Source organism: Rhodococcus sp. X156 (assembly GCF_004006015.1).
Lineage (GTDB): Bacteria > Actinomycetota > Actinomycetes > Mycobacteriales > Mycobacteriaceae > X156.
The window spans coordinates 1,514,112-1,533,819 of record NZ_CP034766.1 but is presented as its reverse complement, the minus strand read 5'-3'; the positions used below and the strand labels follow the sequence as shown (position 1 = coordinate 1,533,819).

Annotated in this window: 18 protein-coding genes, 1 pseudogene and 1 riboswitch; of the genes and pseudogenes, 4 read left to right on the top strand and 15 right to left on the bottom strand. The window is 72.2% G+C overall.

Translation table 11 applies throughout. From position 1 onward, the window contains the following. Positions 1-20 precede the first annotated feature (20 nt). The 10 genes and pseudogenes from gcvP to ELX43_RS07205 all read right to left on the bottom strand — a co-directional run bounded on the left by gcvP (position 21) and on the right by ELX43_RS07205 (position 9,130). A complete protein-coding gene (gene gcvP, locus ELX43_RS07250; protein WP_241249880.1) occupies positions 21-2,825 on the bottom strand; it encodes an aminomethyl-transferring glycine dehydrogenase in 2,805 nt (934 codons plus the stop codon). 171 nt (positions 2,826-2,996) lie between these two features. Further along, positions 2,997-3,108, bottom strand: a riboswitch (glycine riboswitch). A 134-nt stretch (positions 3,109-3,242) separates the two neighbouring features. After that, positions 3,243-3,773: pseudogene (locus tag ELX43_RS07245) on the bottom strand (MerR family transcriptional regulator); the annotation flags it as partial. A gap of 261 nt (positions 3,774-4,034) precedes the next feature. Next, the gene (locus tag ELX43_RS07240; RefSeq protein WP_127782775.1) at positions 4,035-4,508 is read right to left on the bottom strand and encodes a bifunctional nuclease family protein; all 474 of its coding nucleotides are present in this window, start codon (positions 4,506-4,508) and stop codon (positions 4,035-4,037) included. 157 nt (positions 4,509-4,665) lie between these two features. Continuing rightward, positions 4,666-5,406: a MerR family transcriptional regulator gene (locus ELX43_RS07235; RefSeq protein WP_127782774.1), complete on the bottom strand. Its 741-nt coding sequence runs from the start codon at positions 5,404-5,406 to the stop codon at positions 4,666-4,668. Continuing rightward, positions 5,403-5,891 carry a glycogen accumulation regulator GarA gene (garA, locus tag ELX43_RS07230; RefSeq protein WP_241249820.1) on the bottom strand — a complete coding sequence of 163 codons (489 nt, stop codon included), beginning with the start codon at positions 5,889-5,891 and terminating at the stop codon, positions 5,403-5,405. Before garA ends, ELX43_RS07235 begins: the two co-directional genes overlap by 4 nt. 153 nt (positions 5,892-6,044) lie before the next feature. After that, a complete protein-coding gene (gene gcvH, locus ELX43_RS07225; protein WP_127782773.1) occupies positions 6,045-6,452 on the bottom strand; it encodes a glycine cleavage system protein GcvH in 408 nt (135 codons plus the stop codon). A gap of 136 nt (positions 6,453-6,588) precedes the next feature. Then, positions 6,589-7,296: a DUF881 domain-containing protein gene (locus ELX43_RS07220; protein ID WP_241249879.1), complete on the bottom strand. Its 708-nt coding sequence runs from the start codon at positions 7,294-7,296 to the stop codon at positions 6,589-6,591. Positions 7,297-7,383: 87 nt separating this feature from the next. After that, positions 7,384-7,716 carry a DUF1290 domain-containing protein gene (locus tag ELX43_RS07215; RefSeq protein ID WP_127782772.1) on the bottom strand — a complete coding sequence of 111 codons (333 nt, stop codon included), beginning with the start codon at positions 7,714-7,716 and terminating at the stop codon, positions 7,384-7,386. Further along, positions 7,713-8,519: a DUF881 domain-containing protein gene (locus tag ELX43_RS07210; protein WP_127782771.1), complete on the bottom strand. Its 807-nt coding sequence runs from the start codon at positions 8,517-8,519 to the stop codon at positions 7,713-7,715. The genes ELX43_RS07215 and ELX43_RS07210 overlap by 4 nt, the downstream gene beginning before the upstream one ends. Beyond that, positions 8,516-9,130, bottom strand: coding sequence for a CDP-alcohol phosphatidyltransferase family protein (locus ELX43_RS07205; protein ID WP_127784749.1), 615 nt, complete (start codon positions 9,128-9,130; stop codon positions 8,516-8,518). The genes ELX43_RS07210 and ELX43_RS07205 overlap by 4 nt, the downstream gene beginning before the upstream one ends. Positions 9,131-9,277: 147 nt before the next feature. On the opposite strand from ELX43_RS07205, the gene ELX43_RS07200 reads away from it, so the two are divergent. The 3 genes from ELX43_RS07200 (at position 9,278) to ELX43_RS07190 (ending at position 12,867) form a co-directional block, all read left to right on the top strand. Further along, positions 9,278-10,081 (top strand): SDR family oxidoreductase, encoded by an 804-nt coding sequence (locus ELX43_RS07200; protein ID WP_127782770.1) that lies wholly within the window; start codon positions 9,278-9,280, stop codon positions 10,079-10,081. A gap of 126 nt (positions 10,082-10,207) precedes the next feature. Further along, positions 10,208-11,863: a class I adenylate-forming enzyme family protein gene (locus ELX43_RS07195; RefSeq protein ID WP_127782769.1), complete on the top strand. Its 1,656-nt coding sequence runs from the start codon at positions 10,208-10,210 to the stop codon at positions 11,861-11,863. A gap of 95 nt (positions 11,864-11,958) precedes the next feature. Next, positions 11,959-12,867, top strand: coding sequence for an alpha/beta fold hydrolase (locus tag ELX43_RS07190; protein ID WP_127782768.1), 909 nt, complete (start codon positions 11,959-11,961; stop codon positions 12,865-12,867). On the opposite strand, the gene ELX43_RS07185 is transcribed toward ELX43_RS07190, so the two are convergent. Further along, positions 12,864-13,472: a TetR family transcriptional regulator gene (locus tag ELX43_RS07185; RefSeq protein WP_241249819.1), complete on the bottom strand. Its 609-nt coding sequence runs from the start codon at positions 13,470-13,472 to the stop codon at positions 12,864-12,866. The two genes, ELX43_RS07190 and ELX43_RS07185, sit on opposite strands and share 4 nt — an antisense overlap. Before the next feature lie 338 nt (positions 13,473-13,810). Between ELX43_RS07185 and ELX43_RS07180 the strand changes: the two genes are divergently transcribed. Further along, the gene (locus ELX43_RS07180) at positions 13,811-14,626 is read left to right on the top strand and encodes an SDR family NAD(P)-dependent oxidoreductase (protein WP_127782766.1); all 816 of its coding nucleotides are present in this window, start codon (positions 13,811-13,813) and stop codon (positions 14,624-14,626) included. A 59-nt stretch (positions 14,627-14,685) separates the two neighbouring features. Here ELX43_RS07180 and ELX43_RS07175 read toward each other — a convergent pair whose 3' ends face one another. The 4 genes from ELX43_RS07175 to ELX43_RS07160 form a co-directional block, all read right to left on the bottom strand. Continuing rightward, positions 14,686-16,119 carry an MFS transporter gene (locus ELX43_RS07175; RefSeq protein ID WP_127782765.1) on the bottom strand — a complete coding sequence of 478 codons (1,434 nt, stop codon included), beginning with the start codon at positions 16,117-16,119 and terminating at the stop codon, positions 14,686-14,688. Beyond that, positions 16,112-17,335 (bottom strand): uroporphyrinogen-III C-methyltransferase, encoded by a 1,224-nt coding sequence (gene cobA, locus ELX43_RS07170; RefSeq protein WP_127782764.1) that lies wholly within the window; start codon positions 17,333-17,335, stop codon positions 16,112-16,114. The genes ELX43_RS07175 and cobA overlap by 8 nt, the downstream gene beginning before the upstream one ends. A gap of 133 nt (positions 17,336-17,468) precedes the next feature. After that, the gene (locus tag ELX43_RS07165) at positions 17,469-18,494 is read right to left on the bottom strand and encodes a dipeptide ABC transporter ATP-binding protein (protein WP_127782763.1); all 1,026 of its coding nucleotides are present in this window, start codon (positions 18,492-18,494) and stop codon (positions 17,469-17,471) included. After that, a complete protein-coding gene (locus ELX43_RS07160) occupies positions 18,487-19,707 on the bottom strand; it encodes an ABC transporter ATP-binding protein (RefSeq protein ID WP_277601719.1) in 1,221 nt (406 codons plus the stop codon). Before ELX43_RS07160 ends, ELX43_RS07165 begins: the two co-directional genes overlap by 8 nt. Position 19,708 lies beyond the last annotated feature (1 nt).

Below are 19,708 nucleotides of genomic sequence, written 5' to 3'. Positions count from 1 at the left end.
GCCGGCTGAACGCTCGTGCCCTAGCTGCTGAACGCAGAGATCGGCGGGCAGGAGCAGACCAGGTTCCGGTCGCCGTAGGCACCGTCGATGCGCCGCACCGGCGGCCACACCTTGGGCCGCGGACGCGCCCCGGCGCCGGCGAGCTGCTGGGCCGGGAACACCGCGGTGGCCCGGTCGTAGGGGTGCTCCCACTCCCCCACCAGGCACTGCGCGGTGTGCGGGGCGCCGCGCAGCGGGTTGTCGTCCACCGGCCACTCGCCCGAGCCCACCCGGTCGATCTCCCTGCGGATGGCGATCATCGCATCGCAGAACTGGTCGATCTCGTCCAGGTTCTCGCTCTCGGTGGGCTCCACCATCAGCGTGCCGGCCACCGGGAAGCTCATGGTGGGCGCGTGGAAGCCGTAGTCGGCCAAGCGCTTTGCGACGTCGTCCACGGTCACGCCGGTCGCCTTGGTGAGGGGACGCAGGTCCAGGATGCACTCGTGGGCCACCATCGCGTGCTCACCGGTGTAGAGCACCGGGAAGTACTCGTCCAGGCGCCGCGCCACGTAGTTGGCGGCCGCCACGGCGGTCAGCGTGGCGCGCCGCAGGCCGTCGGCGCCCATCATCCGGATGTACGCCCAGGAGATCGGCAGGATCGACGCCGAGCCCCAGGGTGCGGCGGAGATCGCCGCTCCGGAGCCCAGGCCAGGAGCGTCCGGGTGGCCAGGCAGGAAGGGCGTCAGGTGTGCGCGCACCCCGACGGGGCCGACGCCCGGGCCACCGCCACCGTGCGGGATGCAGAAGGTCTTGTGCAGGTTCAGGTGGCTGACGTCGGCGCCGAAGCGGCCGGGTCGGGCCAGGCCCACCAGCGCGTTGAGGTTGGCGCCGTCCACGTAGACCTGGCCGCCGTGGTCGTGCACCACCGCGCAGATCTCCCGGATGGCGTGCTCGTAGACGCCGTGGGTGGAGGGGTAGGTGACCATGATCGCGGCCAGGTTCTCCCCGTGCTGCTCAGCCTTGGCGCGCAGGTCGGCCAGGTCCACGTCGCCGTCGGCGCTGCAGGCCACCACCACCACGCGCATGCCGGCCATCACCGCCGAGGCGGCGTTGGTGCCGTGTGCCGAGGACGGGATCAGGCAGACGTCGCGCTGCGTCTCGCCGCGGCTGTGGTGATAGGCACGGATGGCCAGCAGGCCGGCGTACTCACCCTGGCTGCCCGCGTTGGGCTGCAGGCTGACGGCGTCGTAGCCGGTGATGTCCACCAGCCACTGCTCCAGCTGGCGGACGATCTCCAGCAGCCCCGCCGCGTCGGACTGCGGCGCGAAGGGGTGCAGGCGGGAGAACTCCGGCCAGGTGATCGGCTCCATCTCCGCGGTGGCGTTGAGCTTCATGGTGCAGCTGCCCAGCGGGATCATGCTGCGGTCCAGGGCCACGTCCTTGTCGGAGAGCTCGCGCAGGTAGCGCAGCATCGCCGTCTCGGAGTGGTAGCTGGTGAACGCCGGGTGAGTGAGGTACTCGCTGGTGCGAAGCAGCCCGGCGGGCAGCGCGTCCACCGCGACGGCGTCCAGCCCGGCCAGGTCCGGCGCGTCCACGCCGAAGGCGCGCAGCACCGCGACCAGGTGCTGGGGGGTGGTGGCCTCGTCACAGGCGATGCCCACGTGGTCGGCGTCCACCCGGCGCAGCGTGATGCCGGCCGTGCGGGCGGCGGCCACCACCGCGTCGGCGGTGCCGGGCACCTGGGCCAGCACGGTGTCGAAGAACGCCTCGTGCACCACGGTCACCCCGCCGGCGCGCAGGCCCTGGGCCAGCACCGTGGCGCAGCGGTGCACCCGGGTGGCGATGGCCCGCAGCCCGTCGGCACCGTGGTAGCTGGCGTACATCGCGGCGACCACGGCCAGCAGCACCTGTGCGGTGCAGATGTTGGAGGTGGCCTTCTCCCGACGGATGTGCTGCTCGCGCGTCTGCAGCGCCAGCCGGTAGGCCGAGGCTCCGTCGGCGTCGCGCGACACCCCGACCAGGCGCCCGGGCAGCTGGCGGGCCAGCCCCTGGCGCACGGCCAGGTAGCCGGCGTGCGGGCCGCCGTAGCCCATCGGCACGCCGAAGCGCTGGCTGGTGCCCAGGCAGGCGTCGGCCCCCTGCTCCCCGGGCGGGGTGAGCAGGGTCAGCGCCAGCAGGTCGGCGGCCACGGCCACCAGCGCGCCCCGCTCGTGCGCGGCGGTGATCAGGGCGGTGTGGTCGAGCACCCGGCCGGAGGCACCCGGCAGCTGCAGCAGCACGCCGAAGAACTCCCCGTCCGGCAGCCCGGCGGTGGCGGCGTCCACCTCGACCAGCTCGATGCCTAGCGGCTCGGCACGGGTGGCCAGCACCGCCTTGGTCTGTGGCAGCACGTCGGCGTCCACCACGAACCGCGGGGAGCGGGACTTGCCCGCCCGGCGCAGCAGCGTCATCGCCTCGGCGGCCGCGGTGGCCTCGTCCAGCATGGAGGAGTTGGCCAGCTCCATGCCGGTGAGGTCGGTGACCATGGTCTGGAAGTTCAGCAGCGCCTCGAGCCGGCCCTGGCTGATCTCCGGCTGGTAGGGCGTGTACGCGGTGTACCAGGCGGGGTTCTCCACCACGTTGCGCAGGATGACCGGCGGGGTGAGCGTGTCGTGGTAGCCCAGCCCGATCATCGAGGTGGTCACCGTGTTGCGTCGCGCCAGCTCGGCCAGCTCGGCCAGCGCCTCGTGCTCCGAGGCCGCCGGGGGCAGGGTCTGCAGGCCGGCGCCGGCGGGCTCCAGGATGCTGGCCGGCACCGCGGCCGCGGCCAGAGCGTCCAGGGACTCCACGCCGATGACCTCGAGCATCCGGGCCAGCGACGGGGCGTCCGGACCGACGTGACGGTCAGCGAAGGTGCGCGCGGCCCGGACCAGCGCCGGGGGAACCTGCCCCGCGGTGGGTGGCACGGCAGCGACGCCGTTGGTGGCGAGCGAGTGGTTCACGAGGACCTCCGGCAAGGGGCAGCACGAGCACAGGACCCCTCCCCCTCTGTCGTCGTGCCCGCAAAGGCGCCTGAGAGATTCACCCGGCAGCGCTGCCAGGCTTTCCCCGTGGGCGGGTGGTTGACCACCGCTTTCCAGAGGCGTCGTAGCCCGCGCGGTCCTGGCTGCCTGAGAGGTTGACGGGGAGGTGCTGCTCCTTCGGCGTCCGGGTTGCCGAGCCGTTGGCCGTGGCCGTGGCACTGCACCCGAAGCTCTCCCGCGCGACGTCGACGCGGGGGAAGTCTAGCCCGTCTTGCGGCTGCCGCGATCCTTGCGGCGCGAGGCGAGCTCGTCCTCGGGGGCGGACTCCACCTGGCCGCCGTCGGCGCGCTCGGCGGGGAAGTCGGCGATGGTGCCGCTGAGCTCACGCATCGCACCGCTGACGGCGATGCCGAACACGCCCTGACCGCCCTGCAGCAGGTCCACGACCTCCTCGGCGGAGGTGCACTCGTAGACGGTGGTGCCGTCGGAGAACAGCGTGATCTTGGCCAGGTCGGCCACGCCACGACGACGCAGGTGGTCGACGGCGACGCGGATGTTCTGCAGGGAGACCCCGGTGTCCAGCAGCCGCTTGACCACCTTGAGCACCAGGATGTCCTTGAAGGAGTACAACCGCTGGCTGCCGGAGCCGGCCGCGCCGCGGATGGAGGGCACCACCAGGGAGGTGCGGGCCCAGTAGTCCAGCTGACGATAGGTGATGCCGGCGATCTGGCAGGCGATGGGCACGCGGTAGCCGACCAGCTCGTCGGGCAGGGAGTCGTCAGGGAACAGGCCGTCCTGGCCGTCCCCGCCACCGCTGGCCATCAGGCCGGGTCCATCTACCACGGACAATCTCCCTACTTGCTTGCCCAGTCTGACACGTCGCGGAGAAACGGGCCAGAGCAGACAACGTCCATCGGCGGGTGAATCCCACCGATGTCATTCACGTTGACGGTAGGGGTGGGCGAAAGCCGGGTCAACGCGACGCGCGGCAGGGTGAACCTTGACTTGAGGGTGAGATCGAATCGAGACCCGACGGCCCTGTCAGGAAGGGACTCAGCTGTCGCCGGCGCCGAAGTCCTCGGGGGAGACCGAGTCCAGGAACTCCTTGAACTTCTCCACCTCGTCCTCCTGCTCGTCCGGGATGAGCAGGCCGGCCTCGCTGAGCACGGCCTCGTCGGCGTGGATCGGCACCCCGCTGCGCAGGGCCAGCGCGATCGAGTCCGACGGTCGCGCCGAGACGTGCAGGTCGCCGTCGAAGACCAGCTCGGCGAAGTAGGTGCCGTCCTGGATGTCGGTGATCCGGACCTGCTCCAGCTCGCGACCCAGGGCGCCGATCACGTCCTTCATCAGGTCGTGGGTCATCGGGCGCGCGGGCTTGACCCCCTGCTGCTCGAGCGCGATGGCCGCAGCCTCGCCCTGACCGATCCAGATGGGCAGGTAGCGGTCACCCTCGGACTCCCGCAGCAACAGGATGGGCTGGTTGGCCGGGAGCTCTACCCGGATACCGACGACCCGCATCTCACCCACCGTGACCGCCTTCCGACTGACTCTCTCGCTCCAGCGGGACAACGCCCGGAGCGTGTTTCACCGTCAGTGTTGACGCTACACGGGCGGGTTTGGCTTTGCCGCTCGCACGTGGCCGAGGCCGTCCGTTGATTGGCCACAGCGCCAAACGTCTTGCGCGCTAACGGCCCAGCGCGTCGCGCAGGGCGACCTTGACCAACATCGCGTGCACCGTGACCGACAGCGAGGTGAGCTCGCGAACCAGCTCGTCCGCGCGGGCGCTGGCCCCGGAGTCACGCCGGCGAGCCACCGGGGCGGCGACCTGCGCGAGCAGTCCCGCCTCCCGTTCTGCCGAGGCCCGGAAGGCCCGCAGGTGCCGCGGCTCGATGCCGTGCGCAGCCAGTGCCTGCGCGGCCTTGGCCAGCTCGACGGAGTCGGCGTCGTAGAAGCCGGCCGACCCGGTGCGCAGGACGCCGCCACGCTGCAGCTCGTCCAGCACCTCCGGCTCCAGGCCGGACTGCGCCAGCAGCTCCTCGCGGGTGATGCGCACCTCGTGCGTGCCGGACTCGCGCTGGACCAGGGCGTCGGTGGCCCCGGCCGAGGCGTCGGCCAGCGACAGCGGGCGCGAGGAGCGCAGCGGGTGCGCGGGCACCATGCCCTTGTCAATCGCGTCGAGCTGCTCCTTGATCACCTTCAGCGGCAGGTAGTGGTCCCGCTGAGCAGTGAGCACGAACCGCAGGCGCTCGCAGTCGGCACGCGAGAACTGGCGGTACCCCGCGGGCGTGCGCTGCGGGGTGACCAGTCCCTCCGACTCGAGGAAGCGGATCTTGGAGATGGTGACGTCAGGGAAGTCCGGCCGGAGCTCGTCGAGGACGACTCCGATGGACACTCCCCCGCGCTGCGCGCGCCCGGCTGCGGTCACTGTCCGTCTGCGCCGGCTGACTGCTCAGCGTCTGCGGCGTGGCGCGGTCCGGCCAGGAAGACCAGGCGGAACTTGCCGATCTGCACCTCGTCGCCGTTGGCCAGCACCGCGGAGTCCACCGGCTCGCGGTTGACGTAGGTGCCGTTCAGGCTGCCCACGTCGACGACCACGAAGTCGCTGCCGTCCTGGCGGAACTCGGCGTGCCGGCGAGAGACCGTCACGTCGTCGAGGAAGATGTCGCTGTCCGGGTGGCGCCCGGCCGAGGTCATCGGCTGGTCGAGCAGGAACCGAGAGCCGGCGTTGGGGCCACGCTTGACCACCAGCAACGCGGAACCGGCCGGCAGGGAGTCGAGCCCGGCCACCGACGGCTCGGCCGAGCCGGTGCCCGACGCGCCCTCCATCTCGACCAGGAAGTCGGCGCGGAACACCGAGGTGGTTTCCGGCGATCCCGCCGCGTGCTCGCCGGGCTCGTTGCTCTGACTCACCTGTTCTCCTTCTCGTGTGCGGCCCGCCAGTGACTGAGGAGCGTGCACTGACCGTACCGTGATCTCTTGCCGTGGACACCACCACCGGGACTGCTCCGCTGGTGCGCGTCCGGGTTGGACGCCTCCCTGAGGAGCGGGACGAGCGTGGTGCGCTCAGTCCCCGGAGGTCAGCGCCCGGTAGCCGTCGGCGTCCAGCATCGCGGCCAGCGCCTCGTCCAGGTCGGCGGCGGTGGCCACGTCCAGGTCCACCAGCCAGCCGGCCCCGTAGGGATCGGTGTTGACCACCGCGGTGTCCTCGTCCAGCGCGTCGTTGCGCGCGGAGACGGTGCCGGTCAGCGGGGTGAAGACGTCGGAGACGCTCTTGGTGGACTCGATCTCGCCGATCGCGGTGCCGGCGGCGTGCTCGGAGCCCACGTCGGGCAGCTGCACGAAGACCACGTCACCCAGCTGGGCCTGCGCGAAGTCGGTGATGCCGACGCGGGCGGTGGTGTCGCCGGTGCGCAGCACCCACTCGTGCTCGGCGGTGTAGCGACGATCGGTCGGTACCTGCTCATCGGACACTGGCGATCGACTCCTGCTTCCGGGGACCGGGGACGGACGGGCCTGGGCTGCGCCCCGCACCGATGGCCAGATTACCTGCGCGCCCAGGGGTTCCCGCCACCAGGAGGGCGGGGCCCGTGCCGCCGGCCCGCGCGGCTCACCGACCGGCCGGGCGGGCGTGCTGCGCGACCTTGGGCGTGCGCAGGGCGTCCACCAGCACCTGGGGCGGCTGCTCCACCGCCACGCCTCCCCCGGCCCGGGCGACGGTGTCGATCACCCCACCGGGGATGTTCAGCGCCGCGGCCAGGGTGGGCGCGTCGCCGATGGCCGTCACCCGGTAGGGCGCGCTCAACGTGCTGCCGTCCACCCGCAGCGCACCGGCGGTGCCGGTGACGGCGGTGTCCATGCCCACCCGCACCGCGCCGCCGTCGGCGCCGCTCACCTGGATGGCCTCGGCCCCCGCCGCCCGCAGCTCCTGCACCACGTCCAGCAGGACCTCCGGACCCACCCGCGCCTGGGGGTCGCGCACCGTGAGCACCACTCCGGGGCCACTGGCTGCGGCGGTGCCCACCAGCACCGCCAGCGCCTGCGCCCTGGCCCGGGCCTCGGCCAGCGCCGACGCCGAGCCCTGCCCGAAGCTCTGCTGCGCGGCGATGCTGTCCTGCAGCTGGGTGATCTCCTCGCGCAGGGTGGCCTCGCGCTGGTGCAGCGTGTCGAGCAGGACCACCAGGTCGCTGGGGCGGGCGGTGTCCAGCGAGTCGCCGGAGGCGGTGTCGCGCACCTGGGTGGCGATGGCCAGGCCCAGCCCGGCGCAGAGCGCGCAGACCAGCACCGCGGACAGCACCCGGGCGCGCCGCGGCACCACCGGGCTGGGCGGCTCTGCGGCCGGGCTCGCATCGGCCGTCTCGGCCGTGTCGGCCGCGTCGGGCACCTCCGGCGCCTCGGGCACGGCTCAGACCCCGAACACGCTGCGTCGAATGGCTGCGGCGTTGCCGAAGATGCGGATGCCCAGCACCACCACCACGGCGGTGGACAGCTGCGTGCCCACCCCCAGCTGGTCGCCCAGGGCCACGATCAGCGCGGCGACCACCACGTTGAACACGAACGACACCACGAACACCTTGGCGTCGAAGATCTTGGCCAGTCGTGCGCGCAGCCCGCCGAACACCGCGTCCAGCGCGGCGATGACGGCGATGGGCAGGTAGGGCTGGAACAGGTCGGGGACCTCCGGCTGCAGCACCAGACCCAGCACCACGCCGGCGACCAGTGCCAGCACGGCGATCATCGGGGCACCTGCGGGATCGCGAAGCGGGGCTCCACCGGGGTGGCGGCGGGCAGCTGCAGGGACTCGGCGGCGCGGACGTCGAAGCGGGTGCCGTAGGACCGGGACACCGCCGACATCGCCCGGTAGGCGTCGCTGACCACGAAGCCGGTCTGCAGCGCGTTGGGCCGGCCCACCGCCGCCACGGTGTAGGGCGCGGGCACCGGCTGGTTGTTCACCAGCATCGCCCCGCCCGCCTGGCGGATGGTGGAGCGCGGGTCCAGCCGCACCCCGCCCACGGCGACCGCCTCGGCTCCCGAGGCCCACAGGGCGTTGACCACCTGCTGCAGGTCGCGGTCGAGGACGCTGCCGCGCGACGGCGCGCCGTTGCCGGCCTCGGCGTCGTCCAGGGTGATCTCCAGGCCGGGGCCGACCACCGCGGCCGCGCCGGCCGCGGTGGACAGGGCGCTGAGCTGGTCCAGGGCGGCGCGGCCCTCGGCGTTGCCGGTCAGCGCGGTGCGGCGGGCTGCCTCCGCCTGCGCCGACAGCGCAGCCTCGCGCTGGGTGAGCTCCTGCTGCGTGGTGCGCGCCTGGCGGACGTCGGCGGCCAGCCCGGTGCGGACCACGTCCGCGTCCGGGGCGCTGGAGGTCGCCTCAGCCGCCCCCACGCCCAGCACCAGCCCCACCAGCACGGCACCGCCCGCCAACCAGGTCCGGCGACGTCCTTGCCCGCGCGGCTGCTGGGCGGCAGCGGCGTAGCCGGGGTCGAGGTGGTCGGTCTGCAGGGCGGCGAGCAGCGACGGGACCGGGAAGCGCGGACCGCTCATGGACGCCAGGTCCAGGGCACCCGCGGCAGCTCGCGCAGCACCAGCCGCAGCTGCACCAGGTAGAGCACCCCGGCCCACAGGTACATCGCGGTGCCCCAGACGGTCAGCGCGTAGGCCAGCGGCCCCAGCACGGTGGCCAGCCAGGAGTCCATCTGGGCGATGAGCAGCCCGGGGAAGGCGTAGAGCAGGCAGAAGGTGGCGGCCTTGCCCAGGTAGTGCACCGGCAGCACGGTCAGCCCCCGGCTGCGCAGCGCCGGCACCGTGCACAGCAGCACCAGGTCACGCCCGACGATGAGCGCCGCCACCCACCAGGGCACCACGTCGCGCACCACGAAGGCGAAGAGGGTGGACAGCACGTACAGGCGGTCGGCGGCGGGATCCAGCAGGGCGCCGAGCTTGCTCGTCTGGTTGAGCACCCGGGCGAGCTTGCCGTCGAGGTAGTCGGTGGCGCCGCTGACCATCAGCACCACGATGGCCCAGCCGTCGGCCTGCGGGCCCAGCAGCAGGTACAGGAACAGGGGGACCCCGAGCAGGCGCAGCGTGCTCAGCGCGTTGGGCAGCGTCCACACGTGGTCCGAGGTGGGCGCCGCGTGCTCGGTGTCAGCGACGATGGCTGCTGCATCGTCGGCTGCCTCACCGGCTGCCTCGTGCCGCTCCACGCGTGTCCTCCCCCTGCCGACCAACGGCGGCCAGCCTGCCACAGCGCGCCGGCGCGCTCGGTCAGGGTCGTCTGACCAAGCGCTTGTTAGGGTTCCCGCATGACTCTGAGCAACCCCCTGGACTTCAGCGGCCGCAGCGTGGTGGTCACCGGTGGCACCAAGGGCATCGGGCGCACCATCGCCGAGACCTTCCTGGCCGCAGGCGCCCAGGTGCTGGTGTGCGGCCGCTCCGCACCGGAGACGCTGCCCGCCGCGGACGGCCGCGAGGCGCTCTTCCTGGCCACCGACGTGCGCGACCCTGCTGCCGTGGACGCCCTGCTGGTGCACGCGGTGGACCAGCTCGGCCGCGTGGACGTGCTGGTGAACAACGCCGGCGGCTCGCCCGACGCTGATGCCGCCACCGTCTCCCCGCGCTTCGTGGAGAAGATCGTGGCGCTGAACCTGCTGGCGCCGTTCTACGCCGCCCAGGCCGCCAACCGGGTGATGCAGGGCCAGGACAGCGGCGGCACCATCATCAACATCGGCAGCGTCTCCGCCCACGACCCGCAGCCGGGCACCGCCGCCTACTCCGCGGCCAAGGCCGGCCTGCTGGTGCTCAGCCGCGCGCTGGCGCTGGAGTGGGCGCCCAAGGTCCGCGTCAACCACGTCACCACCGGGCTCATCCGCACCGAGGCCGCGGCGGAGGTCTACGGCGCCGACGGCGGTGCCGCAGTGGCGCGGACCATCCCGATGCAGCGCATGGCGGTGCCTGCCGACGTGGCCCGCGCGTGCCTCTACCTCGCCGGGGACCTGTCCGACTACGTCACCGGTGCCGACCTGGCCGTGCACGGCGGCGGCGAGTACCCGGCCCGCTACGTCGCCACCCACCCCGCCGCGGCCGAGGACGCCCCCGCGGCACGGTGAACCCCGACGCCCGCGGCCGTCTCGGTGACTGGAACCACCACCGCTGCGCCCCGGGCGCTGTGGCACGGTGCGGCTGGCAACCCGGTGTGCCCTGGCGCACACAGGCACGACGATAAGGTGTGTGTGATGACCGCTCCAGCTGACCTGCAGGCCTACGTGGCACAGGTGATGGGCAAGCTCACCGGTCCCGGCGGACCCTTCGAGATCGCCGAGGAGGACGTGCTCGGCACCCGGATGCCTGTGATCACCACCCGCAACCAGTCCCTTCCCGAGCTGCTGGCCCAGGCCGAGAGCTACGGCGAGCGCGACTACCTGGTCACCGAGGACCGACACGTCTCCTTCGCCGAGCACGGCGCAGCCGTGCGGTCCCTGGCCCAGGAGCTGGCCGACACCTACGGCGTGGGCAAGGGCGACCGGGTGGCCATCCTGGGCGCCAACTCTCCGGAGTGGGTGGAGGCGTTCTGGGCGGTGGCCAGCCTCGGTGCGATCGCCGTGGGCTTCAACGCCTGGTGGACCCCGCCGGAGATCACCTTCGCCATCGGGCACAGCGAGCCCACCGTGATCCTGGTGGACCGCAAGCGGGCGCCGCTGCTGGAGCAGGCCACCGTGTCCCTCCCCCCGCTGCCGGTGCTCGGCCTGGAGGACGACGTGCCGCGCCTGGCCACCGCGCACCCCGACGCCGTCGCCCCCGTGGTGGAGCTGGACGAGGACGACCCCGCCGTCATCCTCTACACCAGCGGCACCAGCGGTCGACCCAAGGGCGTGGTGCACTCCCAGCGCAACCTGCTGGCCGTGGTCAGCTACCACCAGCTCAACGACGCCCTCCTCGCCGCCTTCGGCCAGACCGGGCCGGAGCCGCTGCGCTACCTGCTCACCTCGCCGCTGTTCCACATCGCGAGCCTGCACAACCTGGCCGTGCCGCGGCTGGGCACGGGCAGCGTGGTGGTCATGTACCAGGGCGCCTTCGACGTGGACCGGGTGCTCTCGCTCATCGAGCGCGAGCGCGTCACCAACTGGGGCGCGGTGCCCACCATGGCCAGTCGGCTGCTCGAGCAGGGCGACTTCACCAAGTACGACACCTCCTCGCTCACCGCGTTCGCGCTGGCCTCCGCGCCGTCCTCCATCGCGCTCAAGGACAAGCTGCGCAACCACGTGCCGTTCGCCAAGGACGCCCTGGTGGACAGCTACGGCATGACGGAGAGCAGCACTGCCGCCACCGTGGCCACCGCCGCGGACCTGGCCGCCAACCCGGGAACCCTGGGTCGGCCGATCGTGACCGTGGCGCTGGAGATCCGCGACCCCTTCGGCGACCGCCTGCCCGACGGCGAGGAGGGCGAGGTGTGCGTCCGCAGCCCGTTCGTCATGCTCGGCTACTGGAACAACCCCGAGGCCACCGCCCAGGCCATCGACTCCGGTCGCTGGCTGCGGACGGGCGACATCGGCGTGTTCGAGAACGGCATGCTGCGGCTGACCACCCGCCGGTCGGACCTCATCCTGCGCGGCGGCGAGAACGTCTACCCCGTGGAGGTCGAGCAGTCCCTCGACGAGTGCCCGGGCGTGGTGGAGTGCGTGGTCTACGGCGTTGCGCACGCCGACCTGGGCCAGGAGGTGGCCGCCGTGGTGGTCACCGATCCGGCAAACCAGGTGACCGAGGACCAGCTGCGCACCTACGCCGAGGAGCACCTGGCCTACTACAAGCGCCCGGTGCGCTACCGGATCACCACGGATGCCTTGCCGCGCAACGCGACCGGCAAGATCATCCGGCGCGAGGTCACCGGCTGAGCGCTCCGCCGAGCCGGCACCACCGCTTGCACCGCCCGAGCCGCGCCAGTGCACAGACGTGCACCGGTGCGGCTCGTGGTCAATACTGGACCACCATGACCCAGCTGATGTTCCACGACCTGCACGGCGACCGCCTCGCCTACCGGATGGCCGGTACCGGCGAGACGCTCCTGCTGGTGCACGGCATGGCCGGCAGCTCGGCGACCTGGCGGTACCTGATTCCCGAGCTGAGCAAGCGCTACCGGGTGGTGGCCCCGGACATGCCCGGGCACGGCGAGTCAGACAAGCCGCGCGGCGACTACTCCCTGGGTGCGTACGCCGCCACGCTGCGTGACCTGCTCGACGCGCTGGACATCGACCGGGTCACCGTGATCGGGCAGTCCCTCGGCGGCGGGGTGGCGCTGCAGATGGCCTACCAGTACCCGGAGCGCTGCGAGCGCCTGGTGCTCATCTCCAGCGGTGGCCTGGGCCGGGAGGTCAGCTGGACGCTGCGGGTGCTGTCCACGCCGGGCTCGGAGCTGGTGCTGCCGCTGCTGGCCCCGCCGTTCGTCCGCGACGCCGGCAACACGATCCGCGGCTGGCTGGGACGTCGGGGGCTGCGCGCCGGCGCGGTCGAGGAGATGTGGAGCGCGTACGCGTCGCTGGCCGACGGCCCGTCCCGGCGGGCGTTCCTGCGCATCCTGCGCTCGGTGGTGGACCCCGGTGGTCAGGCGGTGAGCGCCACCAGCCGGCTCTACCTCAGCGCCCGGCTGCCCATGCAGCTGATCTGGGGCGACCACGACCCGATTATCCCGCTGTCGCACGGAGTGGCCACGCACGAGGCGATGCCCAGCTCGCGGCTGGCGGTGCTGCCCGGCATCGGCCACTTCCCGCACGTCGAGGCGCCACAGGAAGTCGTCGAGATCATCGACACCTTCCTGCGGGAGACCAAGCCCGCGCAGCCCGAGACCGCCCGAGGTGAGTACCGGGCGCCGCACGCCGACGGGGTGGTCTCGACGCGCTAGCGTCCCTGTCCCGCCAGCTCCGGCACTCGCAGCGAGGCGAGCAGCAGCCGGCAGCCGTTGCGCAGGTCCTCCTCCGCCTGGGCGGCGTCCAGCTGACCGCTGAGGCTGGCCCGGACCACTCCGTACCACTGCTGGTTCACCATCCGCACGAGGGCGAGCTGCTCCTGGTTCGGCTCCTTCAGGTGCGCGGCCGAGAGGAGCGCGCGCCGGAACTCGTGATCGATCTTGTCCACGTCGGTCACCACGGCCGGGCCGGTGGTGATCACCGCCTGGATCATCGACGAGGCCAGCATCGGCTGGCTCATCAGCGCCCGCAGCGAGCGCACCAGCATGCGAGCCACCCGCTCCGCGGGGTCGTTGCTCTCGTCCAGCTGCGGGGCCTCGTTCATCCGCTCGATCTGGCCCGCCATCACCGCCACGAACAGGTGGTTCTTGGACGGGAAGTAGCGGTACAGGGTGCCGATGGCCACCCCAGCCCGCCGCGCGACCTCCGTCATCTGGACGCGCTCGAGCTCCTTCTCCGTACCCAGCTCCGACGCCGCCCTGAGCATCCGTCGGTACTTGGTGTGCTGCAGCACCGAGCTCGGCTCTGCCGGCGCACGCATCACGGCGATCCTGGCCACTGACCCACCCCCTCCCCACTCCTCGAGCCGCTGCGCTGCACCGACCCGCTCCCCTGTGACGACAATCATCGACAGGTGTCGGGTGCCGCCGCGCGCTGCAGTTCCGCTGAGTAAGACTTTCTGTGCTGCACCCCACACTCGGAGGCGCCACCGACCCGCTGCCCTCCTCTCCCATCCAGTGAGACGCGCGTCCGACATCACCGCCCCCGGCCCTACCGTCAGGTGCGAGACCATCGCTCGGTGCCGCGGGCAGCACGCCCGGCCGGCTCGAGCACGCGCCGCACAGCGACGGCACATCCCGACACCACCCGAGGAGCACGGTGACCGACACAAGCACCATCGACGCAGCCAAGTACGGACCCTGGGCAGTCATCGCAGGCGGCTCGGAAGGCGTCGGATCCTCCTTTGCCGAGCAGCTCGCCGCCGCGGGGATCAACCTCGTCCTGCTGGCCCGCAAGCCCGGCCCGCTGGAGGAGACCGCGGAGAAGGTCCGCGCCCTGGGCGTGGAGGTGCGCACCCTCTCGGTCGACCTCATCGCCCCCGGCGCGGTGGAGCAGATCCGCGCGGTGACCGACCCGCTCGAGGTCGGCCTGTTCATCTTCAACGCCGGCGCCAACACCTACGCCAACGAGTTCGTCACTGCCGACCTCACCAAGGTCCAGGAGGTCATCGACCTCAACATCACCCGCCAGCTCGAGCTGTCCCAGCACTTCGGCGCCCTGATGAAGGAGCGCGGCCGCGGCGGCATCATCCTGCTCGGCTCGATGGCCGGCTACCTCGGCACCGAGATGATCGGCATCTACGCCGCCGCCAAGGCGTTCAGCCGGGTCTTCGCCGAGGGCCTGTGGCTGGAGCTCAAGGCTCACGACGTGGACGTGCTGCACCTGGTGCTGGGTGTCACCCGCACCCCGTCCATGGAGCGTCACGGCCTGAAGATGGACCTGCCCGGTCTGGACGTGGCCGCCCCGGCCGACGTGGCCGCCGAGGGCCTGGCCCGCATCACCGAGGGCCCGGTGTGGGTCGCCGGTGGCGAGGCCAACTTCACCAACGCGAAGAAGCGCCTCGGCTTCCCCCGCGGCCCCATGGTGGAGGCCAGCGCCAAGGCCTCCCGCAAGATGATGGGCTTCGACGAGTAGCACCCGCGCCCGCTGCGACGAGCCCGCCCCCGGTCACCGACCGGGGGGCGGGCTCGTTGCTACTCGAGGTCGTGGTGGGTGGTGCGCAGGCCGACCACGGAGAGCAGGCCGGCCACCAGCACGAACCCGGAGCAGGTGAGGAACGCGGCGCCGAAACCCTCGGCCAGGGCCGGAACGCGCTCGGTGCCGGCGCCGTCGGTCACCCGGGTGGAGACCAGCACCAGCACCGCCAACCCGATCGCCCCACCCATCTGCTGCACCACGTTGACCACGGCCGAGGCGGCCCCGGCGTCGCGGGTGTCCACCCGCGTCACCGCCGACATGGTCAGCGGGATCATCATCAGGCTGAAGCCGGCGGCGATGAGGATCATCGGCCCGAGCAGGTCGCGCACGTAGCCTGCGTCCACCGGCATGCGTGACGCCCAGGCGAACCCGATGGCCATCACCACCGAGCCCGGCCCGATGATCCACCGGGGACTCACCCGCGAGGTGAGCGCTGAGGTCAGCTGTGAGGCCAGGCCGGAGGCGACAGCGAACGGCAGGAAGGCGATACCGGTCTTCAGGGCCGAGTAGCCCAGCACCTCCTGCACGTAGCGGCTGAGGAAGTACGCCATGGCGAACAGCGAGGCACCGGTGATGAAGGTGGCCAGGTAGGTGACCGCGCGGTCCTTGTCGGTGAACAGCCGCAGCGGCACCAACGGGTTCTCCGTGCGGGCCTCCAGCACCACGAAGACCGCCACCAGCACCACTCCCGCCACGATCCACGGCCAGCCGCTGCCGCCGGCGGTGAACCCGTAGACCAGCGCGGAGAAGCCGGCGGTGGCGGTGATCGCGCCACGCAGGTCGAAGCTGGACCGGTCGGGGCGAGTGGTCGGCAGCGCTCGCGGAGCGAGCACCAGCACCAGCAGGCCCACCGGCACGTTGATGAAGAACGTCCACCGCCAGGAGATGTCGGTGAGCACTCCACCCAGCAACAGTCCTGCGGCCGAGCCCACCCCGGTCATCGCGGCGTAGACGCCGAACGCCTTGTTGCGCACCGGCCCCGGCGCGAAGGTGGTGGACACCAGCGCCAGCGCGGTGGGCGAGGCCACCGCGGCCCCGGCGCCCTGCAGGACCCGGGCGGCGATCATCGACCACTCGCTCCACGCGCAGGCACCCAGCAGCGAGGCCAGGGTGAACACCGCGATGCCGACGATGAACATCCGCCGTCGGCCCAGCGCGTCGCCGGAGCGCCCGCCCAGCAGCAGCAGGCCGCCGAAGGCCAGCGCGTAGCCGTTGACCACCCAGGACAGGTTGGCGTCGGAGAGCCGGATGGCGGGGTCGTCCTGCAGGTGCGGCAGCGCGATGTTCACGATGCTGCCGTCGAGCACGAGCATCAGCTGCACGGCACCGAGGATGACGATGGCCAGGCCGAAGACCGAGGTGGCGAGCGGGCGCTGCGGCTGCTCCTCGGCGGCGACGGGGCCGGTGACCGGCGGGGCGGACTCAGACATCGCCGCCACCGCCCAGGCCCGCGACCGCACCGATCACGATGATCGCCGGGGGGCGGATGTCGTGGGCGCGAGCGTCGGTGGCCGCGTGGGCCAGGCTGGTGCACACCACCCGCTCGGTGCGGGTGGTGCCCTCCTGGATGATCCGCACCGGGGTGTCGCCGGCGCGGCCGTGGGCCATCAGCACCTCGGCGAACTGCGCCAGCCGCTTCACCGCCATGAGCAGCACCAGCGTGCCGCTCAGCCGGCCCAGCGCCGGCCAGTCCACCAGGCTGCGCGGATCGTCCGGCGCCACGTGCCCGGAGACCACCACCACCTCGTGCGCGACCCCCCGGTGGGTGACCGGCACGCCGGCGGCGGCGGGTACCGCGAAGGCGCTGGTGAGGCCCGGCACCACCGTCACCGGCACACCGGCCTCGGTGCACGCGAGCAGCTCCTCGTAGCCGCGCCCGAACAGGTAGGGATCGCCGCCCTTGAGCCGGACCACGAACTTGCCGGCCCGCGCCCGGTCGATCAGCACGGCGTTGATGTCCTCCTGGGCCATGGCCCGCCCGTAGGGCACCTTGGCCGCGTCGATCACCTCGACATCCGCCCCCAGCTCCTGCAACAGGTCGGTGGCCCCGAGCCGGTCGGTGACCACCACGTCCGCCTGCCCCAGCAGCCGTCGGCCGCGCACGGTGAGCAGCTCGGGGTCGCCCGGACCGCTGCCCACCAGCGCCACGCCGACGGGGCGTTCCGGCGCGGTCTCGGTGAGCATGCCCCGCTGCAGCGCCCGCCGGATGGCCGACACCGCGGCCGAGGAGCGGCGCGGGTGCCCGCCGGAGAGCACCCCGACCATCAGCCCGTCGTGCTCGGTGGTCGCGGGGGTGACGGCGGAGCCACGGGCGGCGTCGTCCGCCCGGACGCAGAACACCCGCCGCCGCTCCGACTCCGCCACCACGGCCGCGTTCACCGCAGGCTCGTCGGTGCAGGCCAGCACGTACCAGGCGTCGTCCAGGTCGCTGCCCTGGAAGCTCCTGCGCTCCCAGCGCAGCTGGCCGGTGTCGGCCATCGCCTGCACCGTCGGAGTGGCTGCCGGCGCCACCACCACCACGTCGGCGTTCACGGCCAGCAACCGGACGAGGCGACGCTGAGCCACCGTCCCGGCACCGACGACGACCACGCGGCGGCCGCGCAGGTCCAGACCGGCCAGGTAGTAGGTTCCGGCGGGCTCAGCCACGGGCTTCCGCGCTGCTCACAGTCGACTCCTCGGTCACGGACGGCGCGGTGAACCGTCGCAGTCTGGTCATCATTCCGGCTACCGACATACCCGTCAAAGACCCGGGCGCCCAACGTGTCGAGGGCCACAGCCCTCAGTCCTGCAGCACCGCGCGTGGCTCGGCGAAGTGGCAGGCACTGGGGTGCCCCGTGCGGTCCACCAGGGCCGGCACCTCGGTGGCGCAGATGTCCTGGGCCTTCCAGCAGCGCGTGCGGAACCGACACCCCGACGGCGGGTTCACCGGGCTGGGTGGGTCGCCCACCAGCCGGATCACCGTCTTGCGCTCCCGCGCGGCGGGGTCGGGGACGGGCACGGCCGAGAGCAGCGCCTGGGTGTACGGGTGCGAGGCCTGCTCGTAGATCTCGGCGTCCGTGCCGACCTCGGCGATCTTGCCCAGGTACATCACCGCCACGCGGTCGGAGAGGTGCCGCACCACGGACAGGTCGTGGGCGATGAACAGGTAGGACAGCCCGAAGTCGTGCTTGAGGTCGCCCAGCAGGTTCATCACCTGCGCCTGGATGGAGACGTCCAGCGCGGAGACCGGCTCGTCACAGATGATCAGGTCCGGCTTGAGCGCCAGCGAGCGGGCGATGCCGATGCGCTGGCGCTGGCCGCCGGAGAACTGGTGCGGGTAGCGGTTGATGTACTCCGGGTTGAGGCCCACCACGTCCAGCAGGTCCTGCACGGCCTTGCGGCGCGAGCTCTTCGGGGCCACCTCGGGGTGGATCTCGAAGGGCTCCCCGATGATGTCGCCCACCGTCATGCGGGGGTTGAGCGAGGTGTAGGGGTCCTGGAAGACCATCTGCACCTTGCGCCGCATCCGCCGCAGGCCGGCGCCGGAGAGCTTGAGGATGTCCTCGCCCTCGAAGAGCACCTCGCCGGCGGTGGCCGGCTCCAGCCGCATGAGCACCTTGGCCAGGGTGGACTTGCCGCAGCCGGACTCCCCCACCACGCCCAGGGTCTCGCCGTGGTCCAGGGTGAAGCTCACGCCGTCGACGGCGTGCACCTGGCCCACCGCTCGCTTGAGCAGCACGCCCTGGGTGACCGGGTAGTGCTTGACGAGGTCGCGCACCTCCAGCAGCGGGGTTCCGGAGCTGGCGGGCTTGGTCAGGTCAGCCATGGTGGACCACGTCCTTGCCCTGGTAGAGGTCGTCGGCGAACAGGCACGCGCTCGAGCGCACCTCGCCCAGGGTGATCAGCGGGGGAACCTGCCGGGTGCACACGTCCTGCGCCATCGGGCAGCGCGGGTGGAACGCGCAGCCCGGCGGGACGTGCATCAGGTTCGGTGGCAGCCCGGCGATGCTCCGCAGCTTCTGGCCCTTGAGGTCGACCCGCGGGATCGACTCCAGCAGCGACACGGTGTACGGGTGGCAGGGGTTGGCGTAGAGGTCGTGCACCTCCGCCTGCTCCACGATGCGCCCGGCGTACATCACCGCGATCTTGTCGGCGACGTCGGCGACCACGCCGAGGTCGTGGGTGATGAGGATGAGCCCCATCTGGCGCTCGGCCTGGATCTCCTTGAGCAGGTCCATGATCTGGGCCTGCACGGTGACGTCCAGGGCGGTGGTGGGCTCGTCGGCGATGAGCAGCTCGGGGTCCAGGGCCAGCGACATCGCGATCATCACCCGCTGGCGCATCCCGCCGGAGAACTGGTGCGGGTACTCCTTCACGCGCCCCTTGGCGTTGGGGATCTTCACCTGGTCCAGCAGCTCCACGGCGCGGGCCGTGGCGTCCTTGCGGCTCATCCCGCGCCGCACCCGGAACTGCTCGGCGATCTGGAAGCCGACGCTGAACACCGGGTTGAGGGCGGACAGGGCGTCCTGGAAGACCATCGCGATGCCCTCACCGCGGATGAGGCGGCGCTGCTCGTCGGTCATGGCGAGCAGGTCCTCGCCCTTGAACCGCACCTGGCCGCCGGTGATGGCACCCGGTGGCTGGTCCAGGATGCCCATCACCGTCTGTGCGGTGACGCTCTTGCCCGAGCCGGACTCGCCGAGCACCGCGAGGGTCTCCCCCGACCGGACGTCGTAGGACACGCCGTTGAGCACCTTGGCCACGCCGTCGCGGGTGCGGAACTCCACGTGCAGGTCGTCCACCTCCAGCAGGGCCGGGGAGCGGAAGGTGCCGTCGGGCAGGTACGGGTGCAGCGGGTCGGCAGCGGTCGAGCCGGGCACCGCGCTGGTGCCCGGGGCAGCCGTGGCCTTGCCGGAGGTGACCGAGGAGGTGCCTGCCGCGGTGGCGGCCGGCGCAGTGTTAGTCGGCTCGGTGTTGGTCGGCTCGGTGGCAGTCGGGTCGGGGGTGCCCTGGTCGGGGCGCTTGCGGTGGAAGAACACG

Bases quoted from the DNA above. Each gene is read 5' to 3' on its own strand.
- ELX43_RS07165 (WP_127782763.1), bottom strand. From the start codon at position 18,494: ATGGCTGACCTGACCAAGCCCGCCAGCTCCGGAACCCCGCTGCTGGAG.
- ELX43_RS07185 (WP_241249819.1), bottom strand. From the start codon at position 13,472: ATGCGTGCGCCGGCAGAGCCGAGCTCGGTGCTGCAGCACACCAAGTAC.
- ELX43_RS07175 (WP_127782765.1), bottom strand. From the start codon at position 16,119: ATGTCTGAGTCCGCCCCGCCGGTCACCGGCCCCGTCGCCGCCGAGGAG.
- gcvP (WP_241249880.1), bottom strand. From the start codon at position 2,825: ATGCTCGAGGTCATCGGCGTGGAGTCCCTGGACGCTCTGGCCGCGGCC.
- ELX43_RS07215 (WP_127782772.1), bottom strand. From the start codon at position 7,716: ATGATCGCCGTGCTGGCACTGGTCGCCGGCGTGGTGCTGGGTCTGGTG.
- ELX43_RS07190 (WP_127782768.1), top strand. From the start codon at position 11,959: ATGACCCAGCTGATGTTCCACGACCTGCACGGCGACCGCCTCGCCTAC.
- ELX43_RS07200 (WP_127782770.1), top strand. From the start codon at position 9,278: ATGACTCTGAGCAACCCCCTGGACTTCAGCGGCCGCAGCGTGGTGGTC.
- ELX43_RS07195 (WP_127782769.1), top strand. From the start codon at position 10,208: ATGACCGCTCCAGCTGACCTGCAGGCCTACGTGGCACAGGTGATGGGC.
- ELX43_RS07210 (WP_127782771.1), bottom strand. From the start codon at position 8,519: ATGAGCGGTCCGCGCTTCCCGGTCCCGTCGCTGCTCGCCGCCCTGCAG.